Source organism: Geodermatophilus sp. URMC 63, from assembly GCF_053502565.1.
Genome location: NZ_CP199956.1, coordinates 3,309,258 through 3,321,682, shown reverse-complemented (window position 1 = coordinate 3,321,682; position 12,425 = coordinate 3,309,258). Strand labels below are relative to the sequence as shown.

Here is a 12,425-nt window from a genome sequence, read left to right as displayed (position 1 = left end):
CGACCGGCCGGGCACACCCTGCCGGGGCCCGGGCGGCGCCGGCGGGAGGATGGACGCCGTGACCAGCACCGCCGCGAGCCCCTCCGCGCTGCGCGACCTCGAGAGCTTCCCCGCCGACGTGCGCGACGCCGTCGGCCGGCTGGCCGGCGTCGCCGAGCGGACACCCCTGCAGCGCAACGAGCGCCTGAGCACCCTCACCGGCGCCGACGTGTGGCTCAAGCGCGAGGACCTGCAGGTCGGCCGGTCCTACAAGGTGCGCGGCGCCTACAACACGATCAGCCGGCTCGACACCGGGGCGCGCGAGGCCGGCGTGGTCTGCGCCAGCGCCGGCAACCACGGCCAGGGCGTCGCGTACGCTTGCCGGGCACTCGGCGTCCGCGGCGCGGTGTTCGTGCCCGGGACGACGCCGCGGCAGAAGCGCGCCCGCATCCAGGCGCTCGGCGGCGAGATGGTCGAGCTGGTGGTCACCGGCGACACCTACGACGACGCCGCGGCGGCCGCCGTCGCGCGGGCCCGCAGCACCGGCGCCACGCTGGTGCCCGCCTTCGACGCGTGGCCGGTGGTGGTCGGGCAGGCGACCGTCGCCGTCGAGGTCCTCGAGCAGCTGGGCCGCGCGCCCGACGTCGTCGTCCTCCCGCTGGGCGGTGGCGGGCTGCTCGCCGGGTGCGGCACCTGGCTGCGGCAGGCCAGCCCGGGCACCCGGCTGGTCGGGGTGGAGCCGGCCGGGGCGGCGAGCATGGCCGCGGCGCTGGCGGCGGGCCGGCCGGTCGAGCTGCCGGCGATCGACACGTTCGTCGACGGGGCCGCGGTCCGCCGGGCCGGCGCGGTCACCTATCCGCTGGTGCGCGACTCCGGCGCCGAGCTGGTCGCCGTTCCCGAGGGCCAGGTCTGCACCGAGATGCTCGAGCTCTACCAGGTCGACGGCGTCATCGCCGAGCCCGCCGGGGCGCTGGCCGCCGCGGCGCTGACCGGCGGCGCGGTGCGGGTCGAGCCGGGCCAGACGGTCGTCTGCCTGCTCTCCGGCGGCAACAACGACGTCAGCCGCTACGCCGAGGTCATCGAGCGGTCCCTGGTGCAGCAGGGCCTCAAGCACTACTTCCTCGTCGACTTCCCGCAGGAGCCCGGGGCGCTGCGCCGCTTCCTCGACGACGTCCTCGGCCCCGAGGACGACATCGTGCTGTTCGAGTACGTCAAGCGGGACAACCGCGAGACCGGCGCGGCGCTGACCGGCATCGAGCTCGGCTGCGCCGGGAGCCTCCCGGGCCTGCTGGAGCGCACGCAAGCCAGCCCGCTGCGCATCCAGCACCTGGACCCGGACTCGCCGGCCTACCGCTACCTGGTCCGCGGCGGCGCCGGCTGAGCATCACAGCCGCGCGAGGCCGACCACGGTGACGTCGTCGGTGCCGGGCGGGTCGAGCGCGGCGACCACACCGTCCACGACCTCCTGCGGCGCCCCGGGGACGGCGGCCACCGCGGCGCGCAGCGCCTCCAGCCCCTCGGCGAGGTCCCGGCCGCGGCGCTCGACCAGGCCGTCGCTGTAGAGCAGCAGCCGGTCGCCGGCGTCCAGGCGCAGCCCGGCCTGCGGGTAGTCCGCGGCGTCGAGCAGGCCCAGCGCCGGGCCGCGGCCGTCGGTGACCAGCCGGCTCCCGCCGTCGCCGGCGTGCACGGCCGGCAGGTGCCCGGCGCTGGCCAGGGCCACCTCGCCGGTGGCCGGGTCGAGCTGGACGACGACGGCGGTCGCCATCTCCTCGGGCAGCAGCGCGCCGATGAGCCGGTTGAGCTCGGTGAGCGCCGCGCCCGGGCCCTCGTCGCGCAGCAGCGCGGCGCGCAGGGCGTGCCGCAGCTGGGCGGTCACCGACGCCGCGGACAGCCCGTGCCCGGCGACGTCGCCGAGCACCACCGCCAGCCGGCCCGACGGCAGCGGCACCAGGTCGTACCAGTCGCCGCCGACGACGTCCTCCTGGCTGGGCCGGTACCGGGCGCCGAGCGCGACGCCGGGGACCTTCGGCAGCTCCTCGAGCAGCAGGGTGCGCTGCAGCGCCGTGGCGAGCCGGTCGTCCTCGCCGGCGCGCGCCAGCACCGCCTCGCCCAGGTGGCCGGCCAGCGCGCGGGCGGCGGCCCGCTCGTGCTCGCGCCACGGGCGGGCGGTGCCGCGGACGGTCTCGGTCCAGCGGGCGAAGGAGCGGCGCGGGCTCAGCCGCGGGCCGCCGTCGTCCCGCGTGAGCTCCGAGGCGTACGGGTCGCCGCCCCAGGTGACCTCGCGCGGCGTCTCCGGCCGGAACCAGGCGAGGAAACCTCCGCGTCCGCCGCCGACCTCGACGGCGAGCACGCCGCTGGCGGCGTCGGCCAGGTCCGCGAAGCCGGGCAGGTCGCGGGTCAGCCGGTCGGTGGCCCCGCCGGTGCGCAGCACGGCGGGGACGACGGCGGCGACCCGCTCGGGCGGGGGCGTCGACCCGAGCAGGTGCAGCCGGCCGCCGAGGCGGACGGCGGCGCCGGCGGCGGGCAGCAGGTCGAGCACGGTGACCGCGCCGTCGACCAGCGCGGTGGCCGGCGTCCGCGGCGTGCGGCCGACCGCGGCGGCCAGCTCGGCCTCGCGCCGGGCCACCGCGACCGCCTCGTCGCGCGCGCCGGCCTCGACGGTGGTGTGCAGCAGCAGCGAGGCGGTGCGGCCGAGGAACTCCGCGGCGGTGCGGTCGGCGGGCGAGGGCCGGTGCGGGCCGCTGTAGGAGTGGCAGGCGACCAGGCCCCACAGCCGGCCGCGGTCGATGAGCGACACCGACATCGAGGCGGTGACGCCCATGTTGGCCAGGTACTCCAGGTGCACCGGCGAGACGCTGCGCAGCGCCGCGCCCGACAGGTCCAGCGGCGCACCGGTCCCGGGCACCAGCCGCGGCTGTAGCGGCACGGGGGTGTAGGTGGCGTCAGGGATGAGCCGCAGCCAGTTGGTGGCGTAGAGCGCGCGGGCCTGGGCCGGGATGTCGCTGGCCGGGTAGTGCAGGCCGAGGAAGGGCTCGAGGTCCTCCCGGCGGTCCTCGGCGACCACCTCGCCGTTCCACTCGGCGTCGAAGCGGTAGACCATCACCCGGTCGAAGCCGGTGAGCGCCCGCACCTCGCGGGCCAGGACCCCGGTCAGCCCCTCGAGCGTCGTCGGCGCCGAGAGCCGCTGCAGGACGGTGGGCAGCCGGCGGTGCCAGGTCGCGCCGGCCTGCCCGGCGCCGGCGAGCGGCTCCCACTCGGTGACCAGCAGGTCGCCGCTGCGCGAGAGCACCAGGTCGACGTCGCGGCCCCCGGGTGCCACGCGCAGCGGCTCGGCCTCGGCGACGTCCCCGGCCAGCGCCTCGCGCAGCCGGTCGAGCTCGGCGGGCGTCAGCAGGTCGGCCAGCGTCGCGTCGGCCACCTCGGCACCGAGGACGTCGGCACCGAGGACGTCGGCACCGAGGACGTCGGCACCGAGGACGTCGGCGGCGTTGGCCGAGGCGACGACGACGGCGAGGCCAGGCTCGGTGACCGCCAGCAGCGCACCGTGCGGCTGGATCGCGCCGGGGACGGCGATCGGCTCGTCGGCGCAGCGGGCGAGGGCCCGCGGGTCGAGGAACGGGGCGTCGGCGCGCGACGGTGCCGCCGGTGCCGGTGCGGCCGCGTCCGCGGCGGCGGGCGGCGGCTCGGGCGTCGTCACCGGCGCGACCCTACGACCCGACCTCTCCGTCGGCGATGCCCGCCTGCTCCACCACCGGCACGACCCGGTCGAGCTCGAGCAGGTCGATGACCAGGCGCACCGGGGTGTTCTCCCGCGGGCAGACGACCTGCAGCGCCGTACCGGTCTCGCCGGCCCGGCGGGCGGTGCGGGCCAGCTGCCGGGCGCCGGAGGAGTCCAGGAACGTCGTCTCGGTCAGGTCGACCACCAGACGGCGCGGCGAGGCGGACAGCTCGACCTCCACGCACTCGGCCAGCCGCGCCACCGTCGCGACGTCGAGCTCACCGCGTACCCTCAGCGCCGGCCGTCCGTGCACCGCTGTGCGGTCGACGGCGAACTGCACGATCGGGCTCCCTCGGTGCGGTGACGGACCCAGGGAGCGTAACCGGACGGTGCGGAGAGGGGCCCGGGGTGGAGATCGGCTTCACCGTACGTCTTCCGGTGGACGTCGACAGCGTGCCCTTCATCCGTGGTCTGTGCCGGCAGGCGCTGGAACACCTGCAGATGGAGCGGGCCGTCGTCGAGGAGACCACGCTGGCGCTCACCGAGGCGTGCGCGAACGTGGTCGAGCACGCCGGCGAGCAGGCCGAGTACGAGGTGACGGTCGACATCCGCGACGACGTCTGCCGCATCACCGTCGTCGACGACGGCAGCGGCTTCGACCCCGAGGACGTCGCCGACCGGGATCCGGTCGAGGGCGGCGCGGGCCTGACGCTCATGCAGGCGCTGGTCGACCGGCTCGACTTCCGCCAGGACGCCGACGGCCGCCACCGCGTGGTGCTGGAGAAGCGGCTGTCCACCCGCCCGCCGCTGCGGCTGCTCGACCGCCGCTGACGCCCGACCCCGCCGCGGGCTCAGGACGGCGGGGCGTCCCGGTCGGCCTCCTGCGCAGGCGGGGAGGTGGCCTCGACCGCGGTGAACGCCTCGAGGATCTCGTAGGTGTGGCTCACCCCCGCCGGCACGACCCAGGAGTCACCCGGTCCCAGCTCGAGCGTCTGGTCCTCCGCGCGCAGCCGGGCCCGCCCGGAGACGGCGTAGCCCACCGTCTCGTACTCCCGGGCCAGCTCGGGCTCGCCCTCGCTGGGCTGCTGCGCGGCCCACAGGCGCATCGCGACCCGGGAGCCCGCCGCCAGCTTCCGCTGCCCCATCCGTCCGGCCGCCACGGCCGCCGCCTCCACCTTGCTGACCCGGCTCTCACTCGTCCCGCTCACGGACGGCGGGCTACCCGCGGGAGGTGCCGGACAAGCGCACCTCCCGCGGGCAGCCCGCCGGCCCGGGCGGTCAGGACGACGGCGTGAGCGCGCGCACCCGGTCGATCAGCCCGCCGGCGCAGGCGTCGATGAAGCCGTCGGGGTCGGGGCCGGCGTTCTGCAGCACGAGGTGGTCGAAGCCGGCGTCGACGTAGGGCTGCACCTGCTGCACGTGCTCGTCGACGTCCGGGCCGCAGGAGAACTGCTGCTTGATGTCGTCGAGGGTGACCGTCGCGCTGGCGGCGTCGAAGTTCACCGGGTTGGGCAGCTCGCTCATGACCTTCCACCCGGTGACCGCCCAGCGGCTGGTCTCCAGCGCGGTCTGCGCGGCGGTGTCCTCGTCGGTCGCCCACGCCATCGGCACCTCGGCGTAGCGCGGGCCGCTGCCGCCGGCGTCGCGGTAGGCCTGGACCAGGTCGGCGCGCGGCTCGGTGGCGAACAGCCCGTCGCCGTGCTCGGCGGCCAGCACGGAGGCGTTGTGCCCGCCGCTGGCGACGGCGATGACCGGCAGCCGGTCCGGGAGGTCGAAGACGCGGGCGTCCTCGAGCTGGAGGTACTGCCCGTCGTAGGACTGGTAGCCGCCCTGCCAGAGCAGCTTGATGATCTCCAGCGCCTCGGTGAGCATCTTGTGCCGCGTCCGCACGGCCGGCCAGCCCTCGCCGACGACGTGCTCGTTGAGCCGCTCGCCGGCGCCGATGCCGAGGGTGAACCGGTCGTCCGACAGGATCTGCACGGTGGCCGCGGCCTGGGCGATGACCGCCGGGTGGTACCGGATCATCGGGCAGGTCACGCCGGTGGCCAGGCCGATGCGCTCGGTGCTGGCCGCCATCGAGCCGAGCATCGACCAGGTGAAGCCGCTGTGCCCCTGGACGTCGAGCCACGGGTGGAAGTGGTCGCTCAGCTCGACGAAGTCGAAGCCGGCCTGCTCGGCGCGGACCGTCTGCCGGACGATCTCCTTCGGCGGGAAGGCCTCGGTGGCGAGCTTCAGTCCGACCTGCATCGTCGTCGTCCTCACTGTGGGGTGCGCTCGGTCGCCGTCCGGCCTGCCCGGCGTCCGCGGAACGGAAACGGCACGCCGGGGTGCCGGCGTCCCGGCCGGGTAACCGGGTGCGCGGGGCCCGTCGACCGCCCCGGCCCTGCCCATCCGCCGGCCCCACCCGCGTCACGAGAAGCGAGCCATGGAGAAGATCAACGACCGGCTGCTCACCTGGGCGTCGATCCTCGAACCGACCACCCGGGCCCAGGCCGAGCGCACCGCCTCGATGCCGTTCATCCACCCGTACGTGGCCCTCATGCCCGACGCCCACCTCGGTCTGGGCGCGACCGTCGGTTCGGTGATCCCGACCGACCGCGCGATCATCCCGGCCGCGGTCGGCGTGGACGTCGGCTGCGGGATGATGGCCGTGCGCACCCAGTTCACCGGCGACGACGTCCGCGGCCGCAACCTGGCGACGCTGCACGAGCAGATCTCGCGGTCCGTCCCGCTGTCGGCCGGGCGGCACAACAGGAAGGTGCGGGACACGGCGGCGCCGCGGGTCGCGGAGCTGCGGGACCTGCCGGGGGCGGCCCAGGCCGACGGCGTCGCGCCCAACTGGCCGCTGCAGCTGGGCTCGCTCGGGTCGGGCAACCACTTCATCGAGATCTCCCTCGACGAGGCCGACCAGGTGTGGCTCTTCCTGCACTCCGGCTCGCGCGGCGTCGGCAACAAGCTGGCGTCCAAGCACATCCGGGTGGCCCAGGAGCGCTGCAGCGGGACGGACCTGCCCGACCGCGACCTCGCCTGGCTGGAGGAGGGGACGGCGGAGTTCGACGCCTACGTCGAGGCGCTGCACTGGGCGCAGCGGTTCGCCGCGCTCAACCGCGAGGAGATGATGGACCGCGTCGCCGACCAGGTGTCGCGCTTCCTGAGCGAGGAGGTCCGGCGGGTGCAGGTGGTGCAGTGCCACCACAACTACACCGAGCGGGAGACCCACCACGGCGCCGAGGTGTGGCTGTCGCGCAAGGGGGCGATCTCCGCGCGGGAGGGCCAGTGGGGGCTGATCCCCGGGTCGATGGGCACGGCGTCCTACGTCGTCGTCGGCAAGGGCAACGCCGAGGCGCTGATGTCGGCCCCGCACGGTGCCGGCCGCAACCACTCGCGCGGCGCCGCGCGGCGGATGTTCACCCGCGCCGACCTCGACCGGCGGATGAGGGGCATCGCGTGGGGCCGCTCGGACGCCTTCCTCGACGAGCACCCCGATGCCTACAAGAGCATTGACGTTGTGATGTCAGACGCTGCTGATCTAGTGGAGGTGAAGCACCGACTCCGGCAAGTAGTCAATGTGAAAGGCGACTGAAGTGGACGCTTTCCTGCCGTACTTCGCAGGTTTCTTCGACGGCGAGGGAAGCATCGGGATCTACGGCAACGGCAACAAGCTGCGTCCCGGTCGCACGCTGCGCGTCCAGGTGACGCAACGAGCCACACCGAGGTCAACAGACCTCCTCGAACGCCGCCAGGCCCGATGGGGCGGCTCGCTGACGGTCATGAACAGGCGCTACGCCAACCAGGCCTGGAACTGGCAGGCGAGCGCTTCCAGCGGCATCCGGGTGCTCCAGGGCATCCGACCTTGGCTGTACATCAAGGCTGCAGAAGCGGACATCGCCTTGACGTACTGGCAGGAGCGGTCCGTCGTCAGACGTGGCATGGACGGACGCTGGCTGGCGTTCGATGCAGCCGACCGTCTTCTGGCTGAACGCGCCGAGATGGCTCTCAAAGCAGCCACACGCACGTCGCTCAGAACGAGCGAAGCACCCGCCACCTTCCTGTGTGTCGACGGACAGTCGTCCGCCGAGGGTGATGCATCCTCGGGCGTCGCCGTGTCCTGAGCGATGACGGGGATGCCGGCTCGCTTCCGGTCGGGGCCGCGGTGCAGGACAGTGGCCCGGTGACGACGTCGATCGAGGCAGCGGCGCTCCAGCAGGTGGCACCGGGCGTCTTCGCCTACGTGCAGCCCGACGGCAGCTGGATGATCAACAACACCGGTGTCGTCGTCGGCGACGACGGCGCGGGCCTCATGGTCGACACCACCTCGACCGAGGCCCGCAACCGGGCGCTGTTCGCGGCGGTGGGCGGGGTCGCGCCGGGCCGGCTGCGCGCGCTGGTGAACACCCACCACCACGGCGACCACACCTTCGGCAACTGGCTGGCGCCGGCCGACACCCCGGTCGTCGGGCACGCGCTCGCGCGGGAGGACCAGCTCGCCGCCGGGTTGATCGCCGCTCAGGTGCTCACCGGTCCCGACTACGGGCACCTGGAGGTGCGGCCGCCCGACGTCACCTTCACCGGCGCGATGACGCTGCACCTGGGCGAGCGCGCGGTCGGGCTGCACGCCGTCGGGCCGGCACACACGCGCGGCGACGTCGTCGTCCGGCTGCCGGCCGAGGGGGTCGTGTTCGCCGGCGACATCGCCTTCGCCGGCGGTCAGCCGTTCCTGGCCGAGGGCAGCGTCGCCGGGTACCCGCGGGCGCTGGCCGCGCTGCGGGCGCTGGAGCCGGAGGTGCTGGTGCCCGGCCACGGCCCGGTGTGCCGCGGCGCGGAGGTGACCCGGCTGCTCGACGACCTCGCGGGCTACGCGGCCTTCGTCGACGCGGCGGCGCGGGAGGGGCACGCCGCCGGGTGGTCGCCGCTGGAGACCGCGCGCCGGCACGCGGACAACCCCTACGCGGCCTGGCAGGAGTCCGAGCGGCTGGTGGGCAACCTGCACCGGGCGTACGCCGAGCTCGACGGCCGGCCGCTGGGCGAGCGGCTGCCGCTGACGGCCATCTGGCCGGACATGGTCGCGTTCCACGGCGGCCCCATCGGCTGCCGGGCCTGAGCCGAGGCGCGGGGGACGGCGCGCCGTCCCCCGCGCGTGCTCAGAGCGCGGCGTAGAGGGCCTCCTCGAACTCGCCGTAGACCCGCCAGGCGCCGTCCTGCTCGATGAAGGGCAGGGAGTTGGTGTAGATCGAGGCGCAGACGCCGGTGGTGCGGTCGATGAAGAAGTGGGTGTTGAACAGGCCCGCCCATGCGCCGGTGCCGGCCCGGCGGCGGCCCGGCTGGTCCTCGGTGTTGAGCAGCAGCCCGTGGCCCCACGTCCAGCCCGGCCCGACCCGCAGGCCGTCGGTGATCGGCGGGTCGACGGTGGGGATCTCGGCGGGGAACCCCAGGTCGCCGATCTGGTTGGTGAAGGCCCGGTCGACCGTCTCCTCGGACAGGATGCGCTCGCCGTCGAGCTCGCCGCCGCGCAGCAGCGCCCGCGCGAAGCGGGTGTAGTCGCGCGGCGTCGAGTACAGGCCGTGTCCGCCGGCCCACCAGTCGGGTTCCTGGTTGAGGATCTCGGGGACGGCGGTTCAACGGCCGTCCTCGCCGCGGGTCTGGATGGCGACGCAGTCGGCCTTCCGGCTCTCGTCGGGCCGGAACATCGTGTCGGCCATCCCGAGCGGCTCGGTGATCCCCGTCCGCACGACCTCGTCGAGCGTGGTGCCGGCGACGGCCTCGACGACCCTGCCGAGCCAGTCGGTGTTGATGCCGTGGACGAACCGGGTGCCCGGGGTGGGCCACCATCGGCGCCTTGAACGCCTCGGCCGAGCCCGGGACGACGTTGGGGACGCCGGTCACCGTCTCGTACCGGAGCAGGTCGGCGCTCTAGAACCAGTAGCCCAGGCCGGTGGTGTGGGTGACCAGCTGGTGGACGGTCGCCCGGCTGACCGGCGGGACCAGCCGCGGGGTGTCGCCGTCCCAGCCCTCGAGCACCTGGACGGCGGCGAACTCGGGGCGGTACTCCTCGACCGGCGCGGCGAGGTCGAGGTCGCCGCGCTCGACCAGCTGTAGGGCGGCGGTGGTGGTGGCCATCTTCGTCATGGACATGATCCGGAACTGGGTGCCGGTGCCCACGGGGTCGTCGGACTCCCCGGCGACCCGCACCCCCGCGCCGCCCTCGTAGAGGACGCCGTCCCGGTCGGCGGCGATCGCGGCGACGTGCGGCACCGCTCCGCTCTGCACCGCGTCGGCGAGCACCGCGTCGGCGAGCACCGCGTCGATCCGGCTGCCGTCGATGTCCCTGCTCATGCCCCCTCCTCGGCTGGTCCGCCGCGACTCTGCGGTGGCCCCGGCGTCAGGCTGGCGCGTGACCAGGGGTGGCGCAACGGCGCCGTGTCCGGACGCCGGCGGGACCGGGTGTTCGGATGGGACGGATCCCTCTCAGCGCCCGAGGTCGATTGCAGCCTGCGCTCCTGACGCCGGCGGCCACCATGAGACGAGACAGGGGGCCTCGCCGACGTGGCGAGACCCCCTGCGGTCAATCGGGTTACTGCAGGGCGACGGTGACACCGCCGGACAGCATCGAGTCGTGCAGCTCGATGGAGCTGGGGACCATGCCGGCCGGGACGTCGAAGACGACCTTGGTGTTGAGGGTGTTACCGGGATTGATGTCCTCGTACAGCGAGTCGGCGTTCTCGAGGTAGATCGCGGCCTCGGTGTCGGCGCTGAACTCCTGCCCCTGGGCGTTGAACAGGGTCGCGTTGTCGCCGAGGAAGCTCTGCGACTCACTGCCGATGTTGGTGATCGTCAGGTCGACGAGGCAGAACTGGCCCTGCGCGGTCGTGTTGAAGTACTGGTCGCCGATCTGGGTCTGGCTGCAGTCGACGCCGTTGACGACGTACTGGAAGTCCCCATCGGCGGCCGGCTGACCGATACCGACGGTCGCCGAGTCGGTCGACTCCTGCTCCACCGCGTCGGTCGGCCCTTGGGCCGCCGACTCACCGGCAGCCGAGTCACCCGATGCCGCATCACTGGTGCTGGCGCCGCCCTTCTGTGATGCGAAGGCCGCGATGACGACGATCGCGGCGAGGACGAGGAACCATGCCTTCTTGTAGAAGGGCTTCTTCGCGGGCTCGGGCGCCGGAGCGGCGGGCGGCGGCGGGCTGTAGGTCGGCTGGGTCATGGCATTCCCTGGTGTGAGGCCCAGACGGCGGAGGTGGCCGTGCGCTGTGTGACGGCGCCGCGTCGGGAGCGAACGCAGGAACCGTGACACGCCTGTGTCTCTGATCCCGGATGTACCGAGACCGAGTCGTCCCCAACTCGCACTGGCGACACACCAGTCACCGTCGACACGGCCGCCTCGCCCGTTGAACATGGCGCGACCCCCGTCCCGGGTACCGGGGACGGGGGTCGCGAGGGGTGCTGCAGGGTGGGCGTCAGTAGCGACCGGCTGCGCCGCCTCCACCCCTCTTGTTCTTGGCTTGGTAGTCGCGGATGAACTGCTTGATCTTGGCCTGGTTCTGCGGCTTCTGGAGCTCCTGCACCACCTTGGCGGCGACGCCCGAAGCCACGAGCTTCCTCAACATCCCCACGGGGTCCTCCTCCTGTCGACTGCTGTCCCGATGCCCGGTGAACGGGCACGGCAACCGTGCGGATCCCGGCGTCCTGATCACTGTCCTCGTGGCGAACCGCTGACTCAGCGTTCGGACGCACCGTTATGTCCTTTTTACCGCCGACCTGCGTGTCAGCCCGCACGAGGGGCCCGTGAGAGGGCGACAGGTCGATACATATCCGCAGTTCAGCACGGCGTTTCGGATTTCCGGTACTTGTCAAGTCCAGCAAGGTGGTCCGGGCGTGGCGATCCCCCGGGCCGGTTGAGGGCTCCACATCCCCTACCTACCGTCGTCGCGGTTCGGCCAGGGCCCTTCGTCACCTCCCGCGTGACACCCGCCGGACACGCCGAACCGGATGCCGGCACCCAGCCGGTACCCGGACCGGGGACCCACCTGAGCACTGGGGTGAAGCGCGACTCGTCGCGCCGGGCGACTCCCCCGTCCGAACCCGTCAGCTAACCCGGCAGGCGATCGTGGAGAACAGGAGAACCGTCGTCGATGACGACTGCACGCACGTCCATCGCTCGTCGCTCGTTCCGCGGCATCGCCGTCGCGGCCATCGCCGGAGCCGGCATCGCCCTCTCCCCCCTGCCGGCCTCGGCTGCTGCGGGTGACAGCGCTGGCACGGCCGTGGCCGCCGCGCCGGCCGCGGCGTCCTCCAGCGCGGCCCAGGTCGCCGTCGACACCGCGCTGGCCCAGGTCGGGGACCCGTACGTGTACGGCGCGACCGGCCCGAACTCCTTCGACTGCTCGGGGCTGACCAGCTTCTCCTACAAGGCGGCCGGGATCTCGATCCCGCGCACCTCGAAGGCCCAGTCGACGTTCGGCACGCCGGTGGCCAAGGCCGACCTGCAGCCCGGTGACCTGGTGTTCTTCTACAGCCCGGTCTCGCACGTCGGCATGTACATCGGCAACGGTCAGATGGTCCACGCCTCGACCGCCGGCAAGCCGGTGGCGGTGGTGAACCTCGACTCCATGCCGAGCTACGTGGGCGCCCGCCGGGTCGCCTGACGGACAGCCCTGACGGTGCCCCGGCCGGACTCCCCGGCCGGGGCACCGTCACGTCCGGACGCAGCCGTCACCAGTCGCTT

The 12,425-nt window shown here is 73.9% G+C and carries 13 protein-coding genes, 1 pseudogene and 1 riboswitch; of the genes and pseudogenes, 6 read left to right on the top strand and 8 right to left on the bottom strand.

Annotated elements, in window-relative coordinates:
• The first annotated feature begins 58 nt into the window (after nt 1–58).
• Nucleotides 59–1,360 (top strand): threonine ammonia-lyase IlvA, encoded by a 1,302-nt coding sequence (gene ilvA, locus ACWIZO_RS16295; RefSeq protein WP_448638693.1) that lies wholly within the window; start codon nt 59–61, stop codon nt 1,358–1,360.
• 3 nt (nt 1,361–1,363) lie between these two features.
• Here ilvA and ACWIZO_RS16290 read toward each other — a convergent pair whose 3' ends face one another.
• Complete coding sequence (locus ACWIZO_RS16290) at nt 1,364–3,676, bottom strand: SpoIIE family protein phosphatase (protein WP_448638692.1); 2,313 nt, start codon at nt 3,674–3,676, stop codon at nt 1,364–1,366.
• A gap of 10 nt (nt 3,677–3,686) precedes the next feature.
• On the bottom strand, nt 3,687–4,037 hold the full coding sequence (locus ACWIZO_RS16285; protein WP_448638691.1) for an STAS domain-containing protein: 351 nt from the start codon (nt 4,035–4,037) through the stop codon (nt 3,687–3,689).
• A 98-nt stretch (nt 4,038–4,135) separates the two neighbouring features.
• On the opposite strand from ACWIZO_RS16285, the gene ACWIZO_RS16280 reads away from it, so the two are divergent.
• A complete protein-coding gene (locus ACWIZO_RS16280; protein WP_448638690.1) occupies nt 4,136–4,528 on the top strand; it encodes an ATP-binding protein in 393 nt (130 codons plus the stop codon).
• Between the two features lie 20 nt (nt 4,529–4,548).
• Here ACWIZO_RS16280 and ACWIZO_RS16275 read toward each other — a convergent pair whose 3' ends face one another.
• Nucleotides 4,549–4,905: a cupin domain-containing protein gene (locus tag ACWIZO_RS16275; RefSeq protein ID WP_448638689.1), complete on the bottom strand. Its 357-nt coding sequence runs from the start codon at nt 4,903–4,905 to the stop codon at nt 4,549–4,551.
• Nucleotides 4,906–4,975: 70 nt separating this feature from the next.
• Nucleotides 4,976–5,944 carry a TIGR03557 family F420-dependent LLM class oxidoreductase gene (locus ACWIZO_RS16270; protein ID WP_448638688.1) on the bottom strand — a complete coding sequence of 323 codons (969 nt, stop codon included), beginning with the start codon at nt 5,942–5,944 and terminating at the stop codon, nt 4,976–4,978.
• 178 nt (nt 5,945–6,122) lie between these two features.
• On the opposite strand from ACWIZO_RS16270, the gene ACWIZO_RS16265 reads away from it, so the two are divergent.
• Genes ACWIZO_RS16265 through ACWIZO_RS16255 form a run of 3 tightly spaced genes read left to right on the top strand, consistent with a single transcriptional unit; the run spans nt 6,123 to nt 8,798 of the window.
• A complete protein-coding gene (locus ACWIZO_RS16265; protein WP_448638687.1) occupies nt 6,123–7,280 on the top strand; it encodes an RtcB family protein in 1,158 nt (385 codons plus the stop codon).
• Between the two features lies 1 nt (nt 7,281).
• A complete protein-coding gene (locus ACWIZO_RS16260; RefSeq protein WP_448638686.1) occupies nt 7,282–7,809 on the top strand; it encodes a hypothetical protein in 528 nt (175 codons plus the stop codon).
• 59 nt (nt 7,810–7,868) lie between these two features.
• Nucleotides 7,869–8,798 carry an MBL fold metallo-hydrolase gene (locus ACWIZO_RS16255; protein ID WP_448638685.1) on the top strand — a complete coding sequence of 310 codons (930 nt, stop codon included), beginning with the start codon at nt 7,869–7,871 and terminating at the stop codon, nt 8,796–8,798.
• 40 nt (nt 8,799–8,838) lie between these two features.
• Here the strand turns inward: ACWIZO_RS16255 and ACWIZO_RS16250 are convergent.
• The 4 genes and pseudogenes from ACWIZO_RS16250 to ACWIZO_RS16235 form a co-directional block, all read right to left on the bottom strand.
• A pseudogene (locus ACWIZO_RS16250) lies at nt 8,839–9,489 on the bottom strand (serine hydrolase domain-containing protein).
• Between the two features lie 118 nt (nt 9,490–9,607).
• Nucleotides 9,608–10,030, bottom strand: a complete 423-nt coding sequence (locus tag ACWIZO_RS16245) for a serine hydrolase domain-containing protein (protein WP_448638684.1) — start codon at nt 10,028–10,030, stop codon at nt 9,608–9,610.
• 238 nt (nt 10,031–10,268) lie between these two features.
• Nucleotides 10,269–10,904: a DUF4352 domain-containing protein gene (locus ACWIZO_RS16240; RefSeq protein WP_448638683.1), complete on the bottom strand. Its 636-nt coding sequence runs from the start codon at nt 10,902–10,904 to the stop codon at nt 10,269–10,271.
• A 253-nt stretch (nt 10,905–11,157) separates the two neighbouring features.
• Complete coding sequence (locus ACWIZO_RS16235) at nt 11,158–11,313, bottom strand: hypothetical protein (RefSeq protein ID WP_448643011.1); 156 nt, start codon at nt 11,311–11,313, stop codon at nt 11,158–11,160.
• Nucleotides 11,314–11,686: 373 nt separating this feature from the next.
• A riboswitch (cyclic di-AMP (ydaO/yuaA leader) is annotated at nt 11,687–11,820 on the top strand.
• 12 nt (nt 11,821–11,832) lie between these two features.
• On the opposite strand from ACWIZO_RS16235, the gene ACWIZO_RS16230 reads away from it, so the two are divergent.
• A complete protein-coding gene (locus ACWIZO_RS16230; protein WP_448638682.1) occupies nt 11,833–12,345 on the top strand; it encodes a C40 family peptidase in 513 nt (170 codons plus the stop codon).
• Nucleotides 12,346–12,425 lie beyond the last annotated feature (80 nt).

Bases quoted from the DNA above. Each gene is read 5' to 3' on its own strand.
- ACWIZO_RS16270 (WP_448638688.1), bottom strand. From the start codon at position 5,944: ATGCAGGTCGGACTGAAGCTCGCCACCGAGGCCTTCCCGCCGAAGGAG.
- ACWIZO_RS16265 (WP_448638687.1), top strand. From the start codon at position 6,123: ATGGAGAAGATCAACGACCGGCTGCTCACCTGGGCGTCGATCCTCGAA.
- ACWIZO_RS16245 (WP_448638684.1), bottom strand. From the start codon at position 10,030: ATGAGCAGGGACATCGACGGCAGCCGGATCGACGCGGTGCTCGCCGAC.
- ACWIZO_RS16240 (WP_448638683.1), bottom strand. From the start codon at position 10,904: ATGACCCAGCCGACCTACAGCCCGCCGCCGCCCGCCGCTCCGGCGCCC.
- ACWIZO_RS16230 (WP_448638682.1), top strand. From the start codon at position 11,833: ATGACGACTGCACGCACGTCCATCGCTCGTCGCTCGTTCCGCGGCATC.